This is a genomic window from Vreelandella populi, from assembly GCF_003989825.1.
Lineage (GTDB): Bacteria > Pseudomonadota > Gammaproteobacteria > Pseudomonadales > Halomonadaceae > Vreelandella > Vreelandella populi.
This window is the reverse complement of sequence record NZ_RZHE01000006.1, coordinates 567,715-587,626: the sequence shown is the minus strand read 5'-3', so window position 1 is coordinate 587,626 and position 19,912 is coordinate 567,715. Positions and strand designations below refer to the sequence as shown.

General features: G+C 56.8%; 18 protein-coding genes. 12 read left to right on the top strand and 6 right to left on the bottom strand.

Going from position 1 to position 19,912, the window contains the following annotated elements:
• The first annotated feature begins 169 nt into the window (after window positions 1-169).
• From leuC to ELY25_RS07690, 5 genes are all read left to right on the top strand, one after another.
• Window positions 170-1,597: a 3-isopropylmalate dehydratase large subunit gene (gene leuC, locus ELY25_RS07710; RefSeq protein ID WP_126950684.1), complete on the top strand. Its 1,428-nt coding sequence runs from the start codon at window positions 170-172 to the stop codon at window positions 1,595-1,597.
• Window positions 1,597-2,235 carry a 3-isopropylmalate dehydratase small subunit gene (leuD, locus tag ELY25_RS07705; protein WP_126950683.1) on the top strand — a complete coding sequence of 213 codons (639 nt, stop codon included), beginning with the start codon at window positions 1,597-1,599 and terminating at the stop codon, window positions 2,233-2,235. Before leuC ends, leuD begins: the two co-directional genes overlap by 1 nt.
• Window positions 2,236-2,349: 114 nt before the next feature.
• Window positions 2,350-3,348, top strand: a complete 999-nt coding sequence (gene dctP, locus ELY25_RS07700) for a TRAP transporter substrate-binding protein DctP (protein WP_126950682.1) — start codon at window positions 2,350-2,352, stop codon at window positions 3,346-3,348.
• A 66-nt stretch (window positions 3,349-3,414) separates the two neighbouring features.
• On the top strand, window positions 3,415-3,921 hold the full coding sequence (locus ELY25_RS07695) for a TRAP transporter small permease (protein WP_126950681.1): 507 nt from the start codon (window positions 3,415-3,417) through the stop codon (window positions 3,919-3,921).
• A complete protein-coding gene (locus ELY25_RS07690; protein WP_126950680.1) occupies window positions 3,921-5,234 on the top strand; it encodes a TRAP transporter large permease in 1,314 nt (437 codons plus the stop codon). Before ELY25_RS07695 ends, ELY25_RS07690 begins: the two co-directional genes overlap by 1 nt.
• 221 nt (window positions 5,235-5,455) lie before the next feature.
• On the opposite strand, the gene ELY25_RS07685 is transcribed toward ELY25_RS07690, so the two are convergent.
• Window positions 5,456-6,016, bottom strand: a complete 561-nt coding sequence (locus ELY25_RS07685) for a DUF2946 domain-containing protein (protein WP_126950679.1) — start codon at window positions 6,014-6,016, stop codon at window positions 5,456-5,458.
• Window positions 6,017-6,280: 264 nt separating this feature from the next.
• On the opposite strand from ELY25_RS07685, the gene ELY25_RS07680 reads away from it, so the two are divergent.
• Window positions 6,281-7,675, top strand: coding sequence for a PepSY-associated TM helix domain-containing protein (locus ELY25_RS07680; protein WP_312845180.1), 1,395 nt, complete (start codon window positions 6,281-6,283; stop codon window positions 7,673-7,675).
• A 75-nt stretch (window positions 7,676-7,750) separates the two neighbouring features.
• On the opposite strand, the gene zigA is transcribed toward ELY25_RS07680, so the two are convergent.
• Both zigA and ELY25_RS07670 read right to left on the bottom strand, forming a co-directional pair.
• Window positions 7,751-8,977, bottom strand: a complete 1,227-nt coding sequence (gene zigA, locus ELY25_RS07675; protein ID WP_126950678.1) for a zinc metallochaperone GTPase ZigA — start codon at window positions 8,975-8,977, stop codon at window positions 7,751-7,753.
• A gap of 92 nt (window positions 8,978-9,069) precedes the next feature.
• Window positions 9,070-9,261, bottom strand: coding sequence for a DUF2805 domain-containing protein (locus ELY25_RS07670; protein ID WP_236995673.1), 192 nt, complete (start codon window positions 9,259-9,261; stop codon window positions 9,070-9,072).
• Window positions 9,262-9,391: 130 nt separating this feature from the next.
• Between ELY25_RS07670 and ELY25_RS07665 the strand changes: the two genes are divergently transcribed.
• From ELY25_RS07665 to ELY25_RS07645, 5 genes are all read left to right on the top strand, one after another.
• Window positions 9,392-10,807 carry an ethanolamine ammonia-lyase subunit EutB gene (locus tag ELY25_RS07665; protein WP_126950677.1) on the top strand — a complete coding sequence of 472 codons (1,416 nt, stop codon included), beginning with the start codon at window positions 9,392-9,394 and terminating at the stop codon, window positions 10,805-10,807.
• The gene (gene eutC / locus ELY25_RS07660; protein WP_126950676.1) at window positions 10,797-11,630 is read left to right on the top strand and encodes an ethanolamine ammonia-lyase subunit EutC; all 834 of its coding nucleotides are present in this window, start codon (window positions 10,797-10,799) and stop codon (window positions 11,628-11,630) included. The genes ELY25_RS07665 and eutC overlap by 11 nt, the downstream gene beginning before the upstream one ends.
• A gap of 119 nt (window positions 11,631-11,749) precedes the next feature.
• Window positions 11,750-13,186, top strand: a complete 1,437-nt coding sequence (gene eat, locus ELY25_RS07655) for an ethanolamine permease (RefSeq protein ID WP_126950675.1) — start codon at window positions 11,750-11,752, stop codon at window positions 13,184-13,186.
• 90 nt (window positions 13,187-13,276) lie between these two features.
• Window positions 13,277-15,031 carry a bifunctional isocitrate dehydrogenase kinase/phosphatase gene (aceK, locus tag ELY25_RS07650; protein WP_126950674.1) on the top strand — a complete coding sequence of 585 codons (1,755 nt, stop codon included), beginning with the start codon at window positions 13,277-13,279 and terminating at the stop codon, window positions 15,029-15,031.
• Between the two features lie 24 nt (window positions 15,032-15,055).
• Complete coding sequence (locus tag ELY25_RS07645; RefSeq protein WP_126950673.1) at window positions 15,056-15,763, top strand: SIR2 family NAD-dependent protein deacylase; 708 nt, start codon at window positions 15,056-15,058, stop codon at window positions 15,761-15,763.
• Here the strand turns inward: ELY25_RS07645 and bioB are convergent.
• Window positions 15,760-16,824, bottom strand: coding sequence for a biotin synthase BioB (gene bioB / locus ELY25_RS07640; RefSeq protein WP_126950672.1), 1,065 nt, complete (start codon window positions 16,822-16,824; stop codon window positions 15,760-15,762). The two genes, ELY25_RS07645 and bioB, sit on opposite strands and share 4 nt — an antisense overlap.
• Window positions 16,825-16,979: 155 nt before the next feature.
• Here bioB and ELY25_RS07635 point away from each other — a divergent pair, with 155 nt between their 5' ends.
• Window positions 16,980-17,723, top strand: coding sequence for a tRNA-uridine aminocarboxypropyltransferase (locus ELY25_RS07635; protein WP_126950671.1), 744 nt, complete (start codon window positions 16,980-16,982; stop codon window positions 17,721-17,723).
• 22 nt (window positions 17,724-17,745) lie between these two features.
• Here the strand turns inward: ELY25_RS07635 and ELY25_RS07630 are convergent, their stop codons facing one another.
• A complete protein-coding gene (locus tag ELY25_RS07630; protein ID WP_126950670.1) occupies window positions 17,746-18,651 on the bottom strand; it encodes a DMT family transporter in 906 nt (301 codons plus the stop codon).
• Complete coding sequence (locus tag ELY25_RS07625) at window positions 18,648-19,901, bottom strand: TraB/GumN family protein (RefSeq protein WP_126950669.1); 1,254 nt, start codon at window positions 19,899-19,901, stop codon at window positions 18,648-18,650. Before ELY25_RS07625 ends, ELY25_RS07630 begins: the two co-directional genes overlap by 4 nt.
• Between the last annotated feature and the right edge of the window lie 11 nt (window positions 19,902-19,912).

The window sequence follows — 19,912 nt, the reverse complement described above, 5'->3', positions numbered from 1 at the left end:
TAATACAGATTTAAAAATACAAAAAATACATTTGACCTGTGTTGTGATAGTGCGCTAGTTGTATTGGGTGAGGGTAAGGCAGCGCGATAATCAAGGTTTATCAAACGCTAAGAATAATTGCCTGAAAAAGATTCCAACGTAGACCGTGCCGATACAACGAGTTCATACAATGAGTACACCCACAACGCTGTTTGATAAGGTTTGGCGTGCCCACGAGATTCATCGCAGCGAGAGCGGGCAAAGCCTTTTATGGATTGATCGCCACTTTGTCCACGAAGGCTCCTTTCACGGATTCAACAAGTTGGGCGAGCGAGCGCTGCCCGTCGCCCGGCCCGATCTGACCTTCGGTATTGCCGACCACTATGTGCCTACGTTGGCGCGTGATCTTGACGGTGTGGCGGACCCCAAAGTGCGCTCCATGATCGAACAGCTCTCCTACAATACCCAGCGCCACGGTGTCACACTGTTTGGCCTTGATGACCCGCGCCAAGGCATTGTTCACGTGCTGGGCCCAGAACAGGGGCTGACCCAGCCGGGCCTGGTCATGGTGTGTGGCGACAGCCATACCGCCACCCATGGCGCTTTTGGCAGCATCGCGTTCGGCATTGGCGCCTCAGAAGTCGCCCATGTACTTGCCACGCAGACCCTCTGGCAAACCAAACCCAAAGTGATGCGGATCACCATTGACGGCCAGCTGGCGCCAGGAATTACCGCCAAGGATATCGCCCTGACCTGGATTGCCCGGCTGGGTGCCGACGGCGCCCGCGGTTACGCGATTGAGTACGCCGGTGAGGCGATCCGTGCGCTCTCCATGGAAGCGCGGCTTACGCTGTGCAATCTCTCTATTGAGGGGGGCGGGCGCTGCGGCATGATTGCTCCGGATCAAACCACCTTTGACTATCTACGCGAGCGGCCCTGGAGCCCGAAAGGGGAAGCTTTCGAACAGGCCTGCGCCTACTGGAAGACGCTCTATAGCGACCCCAGCGCCGGCTTCGACCTTGAAGTGACGCTGCACGCCGATGAAATCGCCCCGACGGTGACTTGGGGAGTGTCGCCTGAAGAGGCGCTGCCTATTGATCAAGCGCTACCTGACCCTGAGAACATCAGCGATCCTGCCAAGGCACGCCAGGCCCGTGACAGCATGGCGTACATGGGCCTGTCAGCGGGGCAAAAGCTCACGGATATCAAGATTGATCGGGTGTTTATCGGCTCTTGCACCAACGCACGGATTGAAGATTTGCGTGCGGCGGCCAGCGTATTGGCAGGGCAAAAAAGCCGTGTGCCGGGCATGGTATCGCCCGGCTCTACGCTGGTGAAAACCCAGGCGGAGGCCGAAGGCTTGGATCGCATCTTTATCGACGCAGGTCTTGAGTGGCGCCACTCGGGCTGTTCGATGTGCGTGGGCATGAACGGTGATCTGGTGGCCAGCGGCGAGCGCTGTGCCTCGACCACCAACCGTAACTTCAAGGGCCGCCAGGGGCCTGGCGCGCGCACCCATTTGATGTCGCCCGCCATGGTAGCGGCCGCCGCCGTGAGCGGGCATCTGGCCGATATACGCACGCTGTCCTCTCAGGCTAGCGCTACAGGAGTCTACTGATGCAACCTTTTACCGTATTAGAGTCCCTGGGCTGCGCGCTACCGGCAGCCAATGTGGATACCGACCAGCTGATTCCCGCCCGATTCATGAAGGAGCCGCGCAGCGTCGGTTACGGCCAGTTTCTGCTTTATGACGTGCGCCACGATGAGCAGGGCGCGCCTGATCCTGAGTTCATTCTGCACCGTGCTGGTGCCAATGATGCCGAAGTGCTGGTAAGCCGGCGCAACTTCGGTGCGGGCTCCTCTAGGGAGGCTGCGGTTTATGCGCTGGTCGATTACGGCTTTCGCTGTGTTATCGCCCCCAGTTTTGGCGATATTTTTGCATCCAATTCGGTTAATAACGGCTTGTTGCCTGCCGTCGTGGAAGAAGACGATGCCGAGCGGCTTCTCACAGCGCTGGGTGATCATCCCGCTGAGATTAACGTCGATCTGGTAGAGCAGCGTATTCGTGTTGCTGAAGTGGATGTCCCGTTTACCGTCAGCCCCGTTTGGCGTACCAAGCTTCTGAATGGCTGGGACGATATTGATATGACCCGCCAGCATGAAGAAACAATTACCCGTTTTGCCAAGGACTACGCACGAAAGTTTTCATGGGCATCGCCACAGCCGCCTGAAACGAACATTATCAGCAAAGGGTAGCGCTTAGGCTGCCCTCAATGTTTGCCCACTTATAACAACAGTAAGCACGCTTGCCGCAACGGATCCGAAACAATAACGACCCTATAAAAGACCACCTTGTGCAGGAGACACACCATGAAAAAAACAGCGATAACCTTTAGCGTGCTGGCGGCCATGGCCTCAAGCCAGGCAATGGCGATGGATCAGATCACGGCCGTGCATGCGTTTCCTCCTTCCCTGATTTATACCCAAAGCTTTTTAGAGTTCGTCGATAAGGTCAACGAGCGCGGCGAAGGCGTCGTACAGATCAACGTGCGCGGTGGCCCTGAAGTCATTGGCCTATCTGAGCAGCCTGATGCCGTACGCAATGGTGTGGTGGATATGGCCTACACTGCGGCGAGCTTCTATGCGGGTACCGTGCCCGAGCGCGATGCCATGGTCGCCTCCAATACCAATGCCATCTATGCTCGTGAAAATGGCGGTATCGATCTGCTAAATGAAATCCACCAGCAAAAGATGGGCACCTACTATCTGGGATGGTTCGACAGTGGGGTGAGCTACAACCTGTATACCATTGATGAACCCACTGTGGATGCAGAGGGCAACCTGAGTATTTCTGGCTTGCGCCTGCGCAGTAACCCGGTGTACGACGCCTTCTTCCAGGACTACCTGGGAGCCCAGCCCATCAGCCTGCCCACCACTGATGTCTACGCCGCGCTTGAGCGCAGTGTCGTCAACGCCACCGGCTGGACCCAAATTGGTCTTAAAGACCTTAACTGGGACCGCTTTTTAAACTATCGAGTCGACCCAGCGTTCTTCTCCACCGACATGGGCGTGATCGTTAATTTGAACAAGTGGAACCAGCTGAGCGAAGAAACCCAGCAGATTCTTCAGGAGGTAGCGATTGAGCACGAGCGCGAAAGCGCTGAGAAGCTGGAAGAGCGTTCCCTGGAACAGCAGGCTCAGCTGGAAGCCGACGGCATGCAGGTCATCACCCTTGAGGGTGAAGCGAGCCAGCGCTACGCCGATGCCGCACGCGATGCCACGTGGGAGCGCATGCGCCGCCAGATGGAGCGCCATCCCATGGGGCTTGAGCATTACGATACGCTGATCGAAAAATTCAACGATCTGTAAAAAGCGTGCTGGGCGCTCCTATCTATAGCGCCCTTTTCTGTGTGGCTATTTTCGTCAGGGTCTTTTATGCGCTACGCACAACGCGGCTATTTGCTGCTGCTTAACGGCATGGCACTGCTTGCCGCCATCATGCTGGTATGGCTGATGGTGGCGGTGGTGCTTTCCGTGGTCATCCGTAATCTAGGTCTTCAGCCTTCGGCGTGGTTTTTCCTCTCGACCGAGTACGCCATGTTCTATCTCACGTTGTTGGGCGCGCCTTGGCTGGTGCGCCAGAAAGGCCATGTGCATATCGAGCTTTTGACCGCCGCGCTGCCCCTGCCGGTACTTAATGTATTAAGCCGTGGGGTATCAATTATCTGCGTAGTGGTTTGTGGCGTATTGGCATGGAAAGGGCTGGATCTGTTTCTGCTCAACATCGAGCGTAATGACTACGATGTGCGCGCTTTCTTTGTGCCCAAGTGGATGTTGACCATCGTGTTTCCGCTCAGCTTTACCTTGATGGCTATCGAATTTGGCCGCTTTGTAGTGGGCCATGACATTCTTCACAGCGGCGAAGCGGGGATTAAAGAATAATGGAATGGTACTTTGCACTCGCTTTTCTGCTTTCGCTGATTCTTATCTTCATGGCAATCGGCACGCCTATCGCTCTAGCCTTTCTAGCGGCCAACGTGATTGGCGCCTGGCATTTCATGGGCGGACAAACCGGTATCCTGCAGATGCTCAACAACGGTTTTGGCGCACTCTCCAGTTTTAACCTGGTGCCGATTCCGCTTTTTCTATTGATGGGCGAGCTGTTTTTCCGCACCGGCCTTGGCATGAAAATGTTCAACGCGGTCGATCAACTGATGGGCAAGGTGCCGGGGCGGCTTTCCTACGTGACCGTGGTAGGCGGCACGGCGTTTTCAACGCTAAGCGGCTCTTCCATGGGGTCGACTGCGCTGATGGGCTCGCTCTTGGTGCCGGAAATGGAGCGGCGCGGCTACAAAAAGAAAATGGCCATTGGCCCGATTTTGGGCACCGGCGGCCTGGCGATCATTATTCCGCCGTCAGCATTGGCGGTGCTTTTGGCAACGCTTGCCAAGGTTGATATCGGGGCGCTGCTGATCGCGGGCATTCTACCAGGACTGACGTTGGCCGGTTTCTATATTGTCACTATCTTTATTCAAACCAAGATGGATCCCGCTGCCGCACCCGCCTATGAACTTGAACCCGTACCTTTAAGCGCCAAGCTCAAGCTGATCGTGACCGATATTCTGCCTATGCTCAGCGTGATGGTAATTATCGTGGCGCTCATGCTTGTGGGGTTTGCCACGCCCTCAGAAGCCGCCGCCTTTGGGGCACTAGGCGTCATCATTCTGGCGTTTATCTTCCGTTGCATGACCTGGAAGGCCTTCGCGCTCTCCGTAACCGGGGCACTAAAAGTCACGCTGATGGCCTACCTGATCGTGTTCGGCTCGGCAACGTTCAGCCAACTGCTGGGCTTTTCAGGGGCGTCGGGCGGGCTGATTCAGTGGGCGACCAGCTTTGATTTATCCCCTATTCTGATGCTCTTGGCCATGTTTGCCGTACTGCTGGTGCTGGGTACCTTTATGGAGCAGATCTCCATCATGATGCTTACCGTACCAATTTTCTTCCCGCTGGCGCAGGCATTAGGGTTTGATCTGGTCTGGTTTGGTGTCGTGGTGCTGCTGGCGCTGGAAATCAGTTTCTCGACACCGCCGCTTGGGCTGTTGCTGTTCGTCATGAAGGGCGTTGCCCCACCTGGAACTACCATGCGGGAAATCTACTCAGCGGCTGTTCCGTATATTGTCTGTTCTATGCTCTTGGTTGCTTTGCTGATCGTGTTCCCGACCTTGGCAACGTGGCTGCCCAGTATGGTGCGTTAAGCCTGGTTGAAAGGGAGCCGCCTAGGTAGGCTCCCTGTTAAACATACGAACTAATGGTTACTCTTATTGGCCAGCGTTTAGCTGGCTTTTTTACGGCTATTTATAATATGAAAAGTAATTAAAAGAGTGTTGGGTAGAAGGAGGTAAAAGGTAAAGTGAGAATAAATAGATATTTTTAAGTTGTTATATAGAAGTTAAGGACGCACTAAAACCGAGCCTTGTTATGCTTTAAAAAAGCCTAACAGCCCTGTTTCTTTTTTGTCTTTACGCGCTACTATAAGCACAGCTCGCGCAGGTTGTTTTATATAGCCAACGTTAAAAGAGGGCGGCCCGCGGGTTAATGCGTGCGGGTAGTTATGCTGAAAAAGCGCACCGGCTTGCGGCGCAAGAAATACACCGCCAAGCACCACAAACGCTTCGCTGGCAATGGCGGGTAACGCAATGGTGAGCGACGGGCTGTGCTGCCACAATTCACAGTAGCCACACTGGTTGTGCCAATCCGACAGGGCGTTGAAAGGCGGCAGGCCCATCGCCGTATCCTGCAGGGTAGCCAGGCGCGCTTGATGGTGGTGCTCAGCATGCCCAGAATGGGGATCACTGTGAGCACCGTGGTCACGGGAAGAATCATGAGCCTGGTGGGCGTGATGGCTATGGTGATGACCCTGATGACTGGCCTGAAACTGAGAAATGAGCGGGCCCGCAAATAACAGACACATGGCTACCCATGCCATCACCAATGTGCAGCGATAGTAGAGTAAACGTGCTGAGTGAGACAGTGGCATCAAATTCAGCCCTTACGGCGCTAACAGAAGCCGTATTGTAGCAGTCTTGCTCGGGGCGACCATTACATTATCTGTCAAATAGTGGCTGGTTTTATAGCATCTGAAAATACACCGTGTGTTAAGGGTTAAACGTCGCACGCTTTATATTAATGGTTTGAGTTTTATTGAGCTTGTTGTGTCATTAAGTAGTTTTTAATATCGATATTTTTTTCAAATGCTCTGTGCAAGAAAGTTCGCTTTAAAACCTTTATGGAAAGATAAGCCATGCTATCGAAAAAAGCCGACCCTGCGCCGTCCAGGCGGAATGGGAAAATCCTTTTTGCGTTTTTAATGCGTATGCACTTCTACGTTGGGTTGTTGGTAGGGCCTTTTATTCTCGTGGCCGCTTTAACCGGTATCGTGTACGTATTAACACCTTCGGTGGAAACCTGGCTTTACCGCGATGCACTAACGGCAAGCACTCAGAATGCGCCGCAGCCGTTGGCACGGCAAATTGAAGCGGCACAGCTGGCCACTGGGCAAGCGGGGCTTCCCGCTGCGGTTCGCCCCGCGCCTGATGCTCACAGTACCACGCGGGTCATGTTTGCCGACCCGGCGCTTGGGCCTTCTGAGCACCGGGCCATTTTTATTGACCCCGCCACGCTCGAAATAAAGGGCGATATGACGGTTTACGGCACTAGCGGCATACTGCCTTTTCGTACGGCTATCGATCAATTCCACCGGGGGTTACTGCTGGGTGATACCGGACGACTGTATAGCGAGCTGGCCGCCTCCTGGCTATGGGTTATTGCCCTGCTCGGGCTCATGCTTTGGGTAGCACGCCGTAAAGCGCTCAAAAACGCCAGCCCGCGTATGGCACCCAGGCGCCACCACGCCACCGTGGGAGCGTTTGCGGTCGTCGGGCTGCTGTTCTTTTCAGCCACCGGGCTTACCTGGTCGCAATGGGCCGGCGGCAACATTGGGGAATTAAGGCAAGCCTGGGGCTGGGGTACGCCCAGTGTGTCTACCGTGCTTGAAGCGCCCGACGATGCGGCAGGTCATGACCCTCATGCCCATCACGATATGCACGCCGACCATGGCATGAGCCACACCCCCGAAGCCGGGGAGTATGCAAGCCCTGAAGGATTTGACCAGGCGCTTGAAGCGGCCCGACATGCAGGGCTACTGGCAGAGATGATTCAGGTAGAGCCGCCTGCCGGTGAAGGCCGAGCGTGGCGGGTATCGGAAATTGACCGACGCTGGCCTACCCAGGTAGATCAGGTCGCCCTGAATCCCGGTGATATGCAAATTCTCGATCAGACGGATTTTTCTACCTTCCCTCTGGCAGCAAAGCTGACGCGTTGGGGCATTGATTTACATATGGGCGTTCTCTTTGGGCTGATCAATCAGCTTGTGTTGGCTCTGTTTGCCACCGCCCTGGTTTTCCTGATTATCTGGGGCTATCGGATGTGGTGGCAGCGCATCAAAAGCACCACGGTTAACCAGGCGCAGACCATGACGGCACTGTTTATTATGCTTCCTCTGATCACTCAGTTAAGCCTGTTCGTCACCCTGGTGCTCTTAGGGTTCGCTTTACCGGTACTCGGCGTCAGCCTGGTGATTATTTCGATAATTGATGTGCTTCGATGGGTCGCATCCGGCAAGCGTCAAAACGTCTAACAACGCTGATAGCAAGCTGCAAAAGAAAAGGCCTCAGATAACATCTGAGGCCTTTTAGCTTATTTACCTGCGCGCTTATTCCCAGGCGGGGAAGGGGTCAGGCAGTGCTTTCCAACGCTCCATCCCTTCTAATAGCTCACCTTCACTGAGTAGGCAGGCATCCAGCGCTTCGCGCATACGGGTTTGATCCAGCCCCTGGCCGATAAACACCAGCTCCTGGCGCATATCGCCAAACGGCTCCTGCCACTTTTCCTGAATGAATTCGCGGTATTCCGGGTCTTCCGGCCAGCGCTCTTCGGGGATGGCTTTCCAGAACATGCCCGCCACCCCGTGGTGGGCGATACCGCCCGCCTGGCTCCACTGGCCGGCCCACTGCGGGCGTGTGGCCAACCAAAAGAACCCTTTGGAACGCAGCAGCCCCTCGCCAAACCACTCCGAATGGAGAAGGTCGTGAAACTTGGCCGGATGAAAAGGGCGACGCGCATGGTAAGCGAAGCTGCCGATGCCGTACTCTTCGGTTTCGGGTACGTGCTCGCCGCGCATCTCTTTCAACCAGCCCGGCGCCTGCTGGGCGCGTTCAAAATCGAATCTGCCGGTATTCAGCACTTTATTCAACGGTACGCCGCCCTGGCGGATGGGCACGAGCTCTGCATCCGGGTTAAGCGAACGCAGAATAGCCTTTAACGAGGCCAGCTCTTCGTCGCTGATCAGGTCCGTTTTACTGATTAACAGCACATCGCAAAACTCTATCTGGTCGACCAGCAGGTCGGCCACGTTACGCTCGTCTTCTTCGCCCAGGCTCTCGCCAGCCTCTTCCAGGCTTTGCGCTTCGCGGTACTGCTTAAGGAAGTTGGCGCCATCCACTACCGTTACCAGGGTATCCAGACGGGCCACGTGGGAAAGGCTTTGACCGCTTTCATCTTCAAAGGTAAAGGTTTCCGCAACGGGTAGCGGTTCAGAAATACCGGTCGATTCAATCACCAGATAATCAAACTTGCCCTCTTTGGCGAGCTGGTTAACCTCGATAAGCAGGTCTTCACGCAAGGTGCAGCAAATGCAGCCGTTGCTCATTTCCACCAGGCGCTCTTCACTGCGGTTCAGTGCCACTTCGCTGTCCAGGGTCGATTCGCCAGGGCCGCCGCGCACCAGCGCGCCGTCGATATTCACCTCGCTCATATCGTTGACGATTACCGCCACGCGAAGGCCTTCACGATTGGCCAAAATATGATTGAGCACGGTGGTTTTACCGGCACCCAGAAAGCCCGACAGCACCGTCACGGGTAGGGGGGAAAACGCAGTCATTGCTAGCACACCTCTAAACGGTTCTATGTTATGTAATATTATAACAATTTAAAGGCGATTAAAAAGCACTGCATTAACTCATGAAGAAAATATCAGCGTTTGTATTGTGTCGGGAAGTAGCCGCGCGCTACACCCGACTCAGAAAGGCCCAGCAGCGTTTCGATGGCTTCAAAGGGTGTGCGGTCTTCCCAGGCCATTTCAATCACGCGGGACTGCTCATCATTAAACAGGCGACGAAAGCGTTTTACCGATACGTTGGGCATGTTGGCACGAAATGTGCTCATAAAAACATTGAGTGTATGGGCGGCAACCCATGAACACCGGGCGCCGCTATCGTAAAGGCGCTATGGTTAAACCCAATAACGTTCTTTTTCGTAACGCCTGACGTTGGAAAAATAAATACAAGGAAACTCCATGGCTCAAAGCTTTCACTCCACGGTAGGCAGCCGACACTATCGCTTTAAAAGCTTAGCCGAACTGATGGCCAAAGCGACTCCGGCCCGTTCGGGCGATCGGTTGGCGGGCGTGATCGCCGAAACGGCTGAAGAGCGCGTGGTCGCGCAAATGGTACTGGCGGATCTACCGCTGACCACGTTCTTGAACGACGCACTGATCCCTTATGAGCAAGATGAAATCACCCGGCTGATTATCGACGACCATAACGCCAAGGCCTTTGCGCCCATCCGGCATTTAACGGTCGGCGATTTTCGCAACTGGCTGCTCTCGGATCAGGCAACTTCTGAAGCCCTCACCGCCGTTCGCCCTGGCATTACGCCGGAAATGGCCGCGGCGGTGAGCAAATTGATGCGTAATCAGGATCTGATTCTGGTAGGTAAGAAGTGCCGGGTCACCACGGCCTTTCGCAACACCATCGGCCTGCCCGGCAGGCTCTCCACCCGCCTTCAGCCCAACCACCCGACGGATGATGTCACGGGCATTGCGGCAAGCATTCTGGATGGACTTCTCTACGGCAGCGGCGATGCGGTGATCGGCATCAATCCGGCCACCGATAACGTGGCCCAAAGTGTGAAGCTGATGCGCCTGATGGATGATGTGATTCAGAAGTATCAGATTCCCACCCAGTCCTGCGTGCTTACCCATGTGACCAATACGTTGGAGGCGATCGAGCAGGGCGCCCCGGTGGATCTGGTGTTTCAGTCGATTGGCGGTACCGAAGCGACCAACCGCAGCTTCGGGTTCGATTTAAGCACGCTCGCCGAGGCCGAGGCGGCGGCGCAGTCGCTTAACCGGGGAACGGTCGGGCGCAACGTCATGTACTTTGAAACCGGCCAGGGGAGCGCGCTTTCTGCCGATGCTCACCATGGCCTTGACCAGCAGACCTGCGAGGCCCGCGCCTATGCGGTTGCGCGTAAATTCAACCCGCTGCTGGTCAATACGGTGGTGGGTTTTATCGGCCCCGAGTATCTGTTCGACGGCAAAGAGATTACCCGGGCCGGGCTTGAGGACCACTTCTGCGCCAAGCTCCTGGGCGTGCCCATGGGCTGCGACGTTTGCTACACCAACCACGCCGAAGCCGATCAGAACGATATGGACAACCTGCTGACCCTGTTGGGTGTGGCGGGCTGCAACTTCGTGATGGGTATTCCGGGGTCTGACGACATCATGCTCAACTATCAGACCACCTCGTTTCACGATGCGCTCTACGCCCGCCGTGTACTTGGGCTAAAAGCCGCGCCCGAGTTCGAGCGCTGGCTGGCCGAGATGCAGATTTTTCAAGATATGGAAACGCACCGGCTAAACGACCAGTTGCCTGCCGCGTTTGCCAATAGCCTGCGCCACCTGCCCAAGGAGCCGCGTCATGACGTCTAGCAAACCTATCGTGGTTGAAAACTCCTGGGAGCGGCTGCGCGCGTTTACCGATGCCCGCATCGGTTTGGGCCGGGCGGGTGTCAGCTTGCCCACCCGCAAGCTGTTGGAGTTTCAACTGGCCCACGCCCAGGCACAGGACGCGGTGCACTGCCCGCTGGAGGTAGACACGCTGGCCCGCGAGCTGCAAGAAACGTTTGCCTTGAAAGAGACGCCGCTACGTCTGCACAGCCAGGCAGAAGATCGCGCCATGTATCTTCAGCGCCCTGATTTTGGCCGCCGCTTGAATGATGACTCGCGTGAGCGCTTACACGCAGCAGCCGCTTCGCAATCGCGTGTGGCGCTTGCCGTAGTGGTAGTTGATGGGCTTTCTGCTCTAGCGGTACAGCAGAACAGCCTGCCGTTTTTAAAAGCGCTTTATCAGCAGTTTGAGCAGGACGCTGCCGAGTGGCCGCTGGCACCACTCACCATCGTTGAGCAGGGCCGGGTGGCGATTGGCGATGAAATTGGCGCGCTGCTTAATGCCGAGGCGGTACTGGTGATGATTGGCGAGCGGCCGGGGCTTGGCTCGCCGGATAGCCTGGGGCTTTATATGACCTGGGCGCCTGAGCCGGGGCTCAAGGATGACCGCCGCAACTGTATCTCCAACGTGCGCCCCGCCGGGCTGCAAATGGATGAAGCCGCCAGGCGGCTATTTCTACTCTTGAAAGAGGCGCGCCAACAAAAGCTTTCCGGCGTCAAACTGAAAGACCGCAGCGAAGATAACGTGCTGGAAGGCGATGCAGCTACAACAGGCTCAACCCAAAACTTTCTGGTCGACGATTAACGCTCAATCCATCACCACCTAATAACCACTAACAACAGCTACCCGAATAACAACATGGAACCGCTACCACGATGCACGCCGCTGACATAGGTTTCGTTCCACACTAAAAGGGCAAAACAATGACGCAATCTTCAGTTGATCAGGCGTATCTGGCCAAGCGCCAGCTGCGTAAGGGAACCGCGGGCTGGTTACTTCTGGCAGGGCTTGGGGTTTCCTATGTCATCTCCGGTGATTTCGCGGGGTGGAACTTTGGGATCGCCGAGGCCGGGTGGGGCGGCTTTGCAATTGCCGCCTGCCTGATGGCCTTGATGTATCTGGCACTCGTACTCTCCCTTGCGGAAATGTCGGCGGCCATTCCCGTGGCTGGGGGTGGCTACAGTTTTGCCCGCCAGGCGATGGGCCCCGCCGGGGGCTATTTAACCGGGCTGGCGGTACTGATCGAGTACGCTCTGGCGCCTGCCGCGATCGTGATTTTTATTGGCTCCGCGGTGGAAGCCCTTACCGGGCTGGACGGCCCCTTGGTGTATCTGCTGTTTTATGCCGTCTTTATCGGCATTCACTTGGCAGGTGTTGGTGAAGCGTTAAAGGTGATGATGGTGATCAGCGGCTTGGCTGTGTTTGCCATTTTGGCCACGGCGGTGGCGCTGATAGGTAGCTTTGATTCGGCCAACCTGTTTGATATAGCACCTACGGATGCGGCAGGCGCCAGCACCTTTATGCCCTATGGCTGGTACGGCATCTGGGCGGCGCTGCCGTTTGGCATGTGGCTTTTTTTAGCCGTGGAAGGCGTGCCGCTGGCAGCAGAAGAAGCCAAAGACCCCGCCCGCGATATGCCCAAGGGGATTATTGCTGCGATGCTATTTTTGCTCTTCACGGCTTTGCTGGTCGTGGTATTGCTGGCCGGGGTAGCCGGGGCTGAAATGATTGGCCAAAGCGGTGTGCCGCTAGTGGATGCACTCAACGCGGCGGGTAACCCAACGCTTGCCACGCTGGTTAATGTGCTGGGGCTAGCGGGTCTGATCGCCTCGTTCTTCTCGATTATTTATGGCTATAGCCGGCTGGTGTTTGCGCTTTCCCGTGCGGGTTACCTACCGAAAAAGCTGTCGCTGACCAGTAGCCGTAAAGTGCCTTATCTGGCACTAATCGTGCCCGGTATCTTCGGCTTTCTGGCCTCGCTAAGCGGCGAGGGCGATCTGATCCTGGCGATGGCGGTGGTGGGCGCCACGCTTTCCTATGCGTTGATGGCGCTTAGCCATATTCTGCTGCGTCTTAACCGTCCCGATCTGCCGCGGCCCTATAGAACCCCCGGCGGCGTGGTGACTTCATCGATTGCACTGGTGCTGGCGCTGGTCGCCCTCACAGGCGTTTATGCGTTTGATCCGCGCGCGTTTAATTACACCATTGTGCTGTTTATCATCGGGGCGGCGTATTACTTCCTGTACAGCAAGAACAAACTGGTCGCCAAAACCGCTGAAGAGGAGTTTGCGCTGGTCATCGCCGAGCCGGACGTAACCCCCGCCACGCCAGAGCCAGCTATATCTGGCGCAAAACCGTAACGCGGCCGCCTTTCTGATAAAGCCTCCGTGCTCAATGGCCCGGGGGCTTTTCATGGTATAGGCTGGGGAAAAACGCCAAGAGATTCGCCCGTGAAAACCACGCCTGCCGACCGCCTGGCCGCCACTATTCTGCATGGTTTTGAAGCGTATCGAACCCGCTTTAAAGCAATTACCCAAGACGCCCACCGGCGATTTCGTGAGGGCGCCTGGCATGAGGGGCAGCAGGCCTCGGTTGATCGCATCAACCTCTATCAGCAGAAAGTCCAAGAGGGGCTGGCGAGCCTCAAACAGGCGTTTTCAGAAGACACACTGGCCCACTGCGACCTATGGCGCGAGGCGCGTGCTCAGTATGCCGAACGGATCAGCCAGCGGCTGGATTACGAACTGGCCGAGACGTTCTTCAATTCGCTGTTTTGCGCTGTGTTCAACCATCGCCACATCCGCAACGACTGGATGTTTGTAGAGAGTTCGCGCACCGACGCTGCACACCGTTCGGGAATCGAACTATGCCGCCGCCACAAGGTAGAGGGCGACTGGCAAAATGCCTTGCGGCGGGCGCTGGAAGGCGCCGGGCTTGAAAACCCCTTCGCCGATATGGCCCGCGATACGCGTTTGGGCGCGGCGCGGCTAGCAGAGCATCTGCCAGCCGCCATCGCTCACGCCCATGGCGCCGAGATTGAGCTGCTCAACAGCATTTTCTACCGAAACAAGGGTGCCTATCTGGTGGGGCGGATAAGCGGTGGCGGCCAGCACGTGCCGTTGATACTGCCTATCCGCCACAGTGAACGCTTTGACGAACAGGCGGGCGCGGATCCCGGGCTGCATCTGGATACCGTGTTGCTCGAACCCGACGACGTGGCGATTGTCTTCTCGTTCACCCGCGCCTACTTTCAGGTAGACGTACCGGTGCCCGGTGAGTTTGTTGATTACCTGCAAACGCTGATGCCTCACAAGCCTGCCGGTGAGCTGTATGCGGCCATCGGCTTTTTCAAGCATGGCAAAACCGAGTTCTTTCGTGCCCTGAATCGTCAGGTCGCCAAGCGCGAGGATAAGTTCGTAATTGCCCCGGGCGTGCGCGGTATGGTGATGGCGGTGTTTGTGCTCCCGAGTTTTCGCACGGTATTCAAGATCATCAAGGACAAGTTCGACCCGGCCAAGGACGTAACTCACGCCGTGGTGCGCGAAAAATACCGCTTGGTAAAACGCCACGACCGAGTGGGGCGCATGGCCGATACCCAGGAGTTCTCCAACTTCGTGGTCCGCAAGGATCATTTCGACCCCGAGTGTCTGGCACACCTGCTGGACGTTGCGCCCTCTACGGTTTTTCTGAAAGGCGAGAAAGTCATCATCAAGCACTGCTATACCGAGCGCATGATGACCCCGCTGAATATTTACCTGGAGCAGTGTGATGATGAGGCGCAGTTAGCGGTGCTCAAGGACTACGGCGATGCCATCAAGCAGATGGCGGCGGCCAATATTTTCCCCGGCGATATGCTGCTGAAAAACTTTGGCGTTACCCGCCAGGGGCGCGTGATCTTTTACGACTACGATGAAGTGTGCTACCTCACCGATTGCCATTTTCGCGCCATCCCCGTCTCAAGCGGTGGCGATTACCTAAGCGGTGGAAATGAAAGCTTCTCCATTGGCCCGCACGATATCTTTCCCGAGGAGTTTGGCCCGTTCATGTTTGCCAGCCCGGAACGGTTGCGACTTTTTAAAACGTTTCACCCGGAGCTGTTTGAGGTCAGCTACTGGCAGGGCTTGCAGCAGGCCATTGTCGATGGACGAATCATTGACGTGTACCCTTATGGGAACGAGCAGCGCTTTGTAGACGCTGAACAGTAACCGCGGTAAAGCAGCGAGGTAACCATGACGACAACGTGCCATCTGGTGGTATTTACCGGCTCGGGCATTAGCGCCGAAAGCGGTATCAAGACGTTTCGCGCAAGCGACGGGCTATGGGAAGACCACCCGGTGGAAGAGGTCGCGACCCCAGAAGGCTGGCAACGTAACCCTGAGCGCGTATTAAGCTTTTATAACCAGCGCCGCGAGCAGATCCGCAAGGCCCAGCCCAATGCAGCGCACAAAGCGTTGGCAAGCCTTGAACAGGCGGGCTTCAAGGTCACCATCATCACCCAGAATATCGATGACTTGCACGAGCGGGCCGGCTCCAGCCAGGTAATTCACCTGCATGGCGAAATACTCAATGCGCGCTCCAGTGTAGATGAACGCATGCGCTACCCGTTGAAAGGCAATATTGCGCTGGGCGATGTGTGTGATAAAGGCAGCCAGCTGCGCCCTGATGTGGTCTGGTTTGGTGAGGCAGTACCGCTGTTTGAAGAGGCCTGCGAGATTGCCGCCCAGGCGGATTTTTTGCTGGTGGTGGGCACGTCGCTCGCGGTGATGCCCGCAGCCTCACTGCTGTCGTATATCGACTACGACACGCCCTGCGCACTGGTTGACCCGGATGCCGATGCCTTAAGCCCACCCGGCGTGCTGGCGATTAATGCCACCGCCGGTGAAGGCGTGCCCACGCTGGTCAACCAGTGGATAGAGCAGAAGAATCTAGCGCTTTAAATACTCGCATCCATTGCTAGATCCGCCATGCGTTCGTTACGCGCATTTTGCGCTGCCCGCTGGGCCAGACGCTCACTCTGCGCGGGCTCGCTTTCACAAGTTTCGCGTGTCTCCGGGTGTAAGCCCAGCTTGGCAAACAGGGCACGATCACGCGCTGCTTGCGGGTTGCCGGTGGTCAGCAGCTTGTCGCCGTAGAAGATAGAGTTGGCGCCTGCCAGAAATGCCAGCGCCTGGGTCGATTCGCTCATCTGCTCGCGCCCGGCGGAGAGGCGCACGTGGCTTTGTGGCATCATGATACGGGCCACTGCAATGGCACGGATAAATTCGATAGGATCGAGGTCCTCTACGTTTTCAAGCGGCGTGCCGGGCACTTTAACCAGCATATTGATCGGCACCGATTCGGGGTGAGGGTTGAGCTGGGCAAGCTGTTGCAGCAGAGCGCTTCTGTCCTGCGCGCCTTCACCCATCCCCAGAATCCCGCCTGAGCATACTTTCATGCCTGCCTCGCGTACGGTGGCCAGCGTTTCCAGGCGGTCGCTGTAGGTACGCGTGGTGGTGATCTCGCCGTAATACTCGGGTGAGGTGTCCAGGTTGTGGTTGTAGTAATCAAGCCCCGCACTGGCCAGGCGGTTGGCCTGTTCGCCATTAACCATGCCCAGGGTCATGCAGGTTTCAAGCCCCAGCGCTTTTACCTGACGCACCATCTCCTCAACGGCTAGCAGGTCTTTATCTCGCGGGCTTCGCCATGCGGCCCCCATGCAGAAACGGCTGGCGCCTGCCTCTTTGGCTGCTTTGGCCTGTTCCACGACCTTTTCGATTTCCAGCAGCTTCTCTTTTTTAAGCTGAGTGGTGTAGTGGCCGGACTGCGGGCAGTACTTGCAGTCTTCCGGGCAGGCGCCCGTTTTTATCGATAGCAGCGTGGATACCTGCACGGCATTGGCATCAAAGTGTGCCCGGTGAACCTGCTGGGCCTGAAACAGCAGGTCATTGAACGGCAGCGCAAACAACGCGTTGATGTCAGTAAGCATCCAGTCGTGGCGGGGGGCAGCAGTTGTAGTCATCGGTAAACCATTTTGATTTAATAGGTTGACTAGACTTTATCGGCGCCAAGAGCGCTATGTCAACTTCAAGAGTTTTTCTGGTTTACATGGCGGAGTTCGTCATTCGTAGTGCCCTGCTTTATACTCTGCGCCCTTTTCTTCTCTCTGGAGCGCGGATGTCTGCCTCTGATACTTCCCCTGAGTGTGATCCGGCAACCGGCCATCCGCGCCCACCGCGGCGTGAGTTCAAGGCGCGGGGCAGTTTTGTAATACGCTGTGAAGGCTGCAATCTACCCAAACTGAACTGCCTGTGCCCATATCAGGTAAAGGCTGAAAGCCACGCTCAGGTATGGCTGCTGACGCACCCGCTGGAGCACTATAAACCGACCAACACCGGTCGGCTGATTGGTGATGTGCTGGCGCAGACCCAGGTGTTTACCTGGTACCGTACGGCGCCCGATGCACAGCTGACCGCTCTACTGGCAGACCCGCGCTATGCGCCCTTTGTGATTTTTCCCGATGACCAGCCCGACTATGCGGATCGCGTGGTGGGGATGGATGCGGTACATAGCGCCAAGCGAGAATCTCGCATTCCGGTGTTTATCATTCTGGATGGCACCTGGCGTCAGGCGCGGCGCATGTTTCGTAAAAGCGCGTACCTGGATGGGCTGCCAGTACTGCCTTTGCGCACCGAGCGAGAAACCCGCTACCGGCTACGCAAGCCCGCTTCAAAAGCGCATTTATGCACGGCGGAAGTAGCGATTGAGCTGCTTCGCCAGGGTGGCGACGACAACGCGGCGGCGGTGCTGGATGACTACTTTGATGTGTTTAACGACAGTTACGCTGCCAGCCGGTTCTACAAGAAAATTGCCGAACCCACCGAGGCCATGACGCGTCTGCTGGCACGCCAGGCCGATTAAGCGGATCAATCGCGCAGGATGGCTAGCGGGCTGTACTCGGTAGCCAACGCAGGAGTAATTTGCGCACCCAGTACCAGCGGTTGATCAGCAGGGCGGTAAAGATCAGCCCACAGCCAAGCAGTTGCAGTGGCGCCATGGTTTCGCCAAACCACAGGGCGGCAAAGAGCGCTGTCCATACTGCTTCCAGCATCAAGATGACCGAGGCATGGCTCGGGGTGGTCATGCCTTGGGCCTTGATCTGCAGAAAAAAGCGCAGCGAGCTCGAAAGCAATACGCTTGCTATAAACCAGCCCAGAATAGAGGTATCCAGCGCCACGGGCTGGCGCTCGAAAATAAGTGAGGTAAGCGTTAATACGCCCCCCACCCCCAATAGCTGGAGCGTGGTCAGCGAAAGCGCGGGTACGTTACGCACCACGCGGGTGTTGACGTTGATCAACAGAGCAAAGCAGAGCGCGGCACATACCATTAACAGCTGGCTTTTTTCTACATTAAAACCTGCGTTAAGCGAGAGTAGCCCAAAGCCTGCCAGTGCCACGGGCAGGGCGATCCAGGTTGAGCGCGGCGGCCGGTCGCCAAACAGAAGCTTGGCAACGATAGGCACCAGCAGGATGCCCAGACTGTTGATAAAAGCGCTTTCGCCCAAGTGGCTGGATGTTTGCAGCCCCAGAATCCAGAAGCCGATAGCCACACTAAACAGCAGGCCGACAAAGAAACCGCGCCGAATGCGCCGCGCGGGCATGCGGCTTAACGTCGGCCAGGCAAAGCCCAGCAGGATCAAGCCTGCCAGCAAGAAGCGCGTACCGATAAACAGTAGCGGCGGCATGCCGGCGAGCGCTTCTTTTGAAAAGATCCACCCGCCCGCTGCCACTATGGTGACCAGCAGTAGCAGGGCATCCGCCTGCCAGGGCGCGCGCTTGAGCGTGCTCACGCGGCTGTGCCACCAAACAGGGCTCCGGCAATTCTGAAACCGGCCACCCAAGTGCCCACCGCCGAACCGAGCGTGGCGAGTATGAACACCAGCAGGGTGCGCGACACGCGGTTTTGCCACCACCCTTTAAGGTGAGTGACATCTTTACGCAGCGAAGAGAAGTCGCGCACCTTGGGTTTGCGCATATAAAGCTCAACCCCGGCGGCGACAAACCCGGCGCCAATGGTGGGGTTCAGCGAGGTAAGCGGTGCGGCAAAGAAGGTGGCAATCACCGTTACCGGGTGGGCGAGAGCGATAATGGTCGCCCCGCCGGATAGAATGCCATTGATCAGGAACCATTCCAGCACTAGCTGCCAGCCGAGATCCGTATTGCGGGAGAAGCCAATCGCAAAGCCGGTAATCACCAGGATGGTAATCAGCCAGGGCAGGGCTTTCCAGAGTTTGGAGGGTGGCGGTGTGGCTTCCAGCGCTTCGCGCTCAATCGTGGGGTTTTCGGGAAATGGGGCTTCCAGGTGTTCAACCGTACCTTTCAAATGCCCGGCACCCAACACCACCAGCACGTTTTTATAGCGCCCAGGCGGGGCCTGTTCGGCCAGACGCAGCGCCATATAGCGGTCGCGCTCGCGAATCAGCGGGGTATACAGCGCCTCGGATTCGGCGGCAAACTCGCTAAAGGTGGCTTCCAGCATGTCGCCTTCCTTGAGCTTTTCGATCTCTTCCTTGGAAACATCCTGACGCGACAACACGCTGCCGATCAGTCCGGAAAAGAGCGAAAAGCGCTGCCACCAGGGCACATTGCGGTAGATGCGTTTCAAGGTCACGCCCACGTCGCGGTCTACCAGCAGCAGCGGCAGGTTGCGCGTGCGGCACTCTTCAAGGGCGGCGCGCATTTCCGCGCCTGGCTCGATGCCGGACTGCTCGGCGATGCGCTGCTGGAAGGCGCCCAGCGCCAGGCTTGCCGCCACCATACCTGCCTTGCCTTGCTTGAAGACCTGGAACAGATCCTGCTCGCCCATGGCGTCGGGGTTGTTCATGCTGTGATGGCGGGCGTCGCATAGCTCAATGGCGATAGCATCGAACTGCCCGCTATCGGCCAGCCTGCGCACATCGTCGGCACTTTGCGCCGATACGTGCGCGGTGCCCAGCAGCGTGTAAGTGGTGTCGCCAACGCTGACTGCTTTCAGCGGCCCGCTGGTCGCTGGTATAGCATCAGGTGCCGTTGTCAGCGGGGTGATATTGTCTTGATTCATGGTTTCTCAAC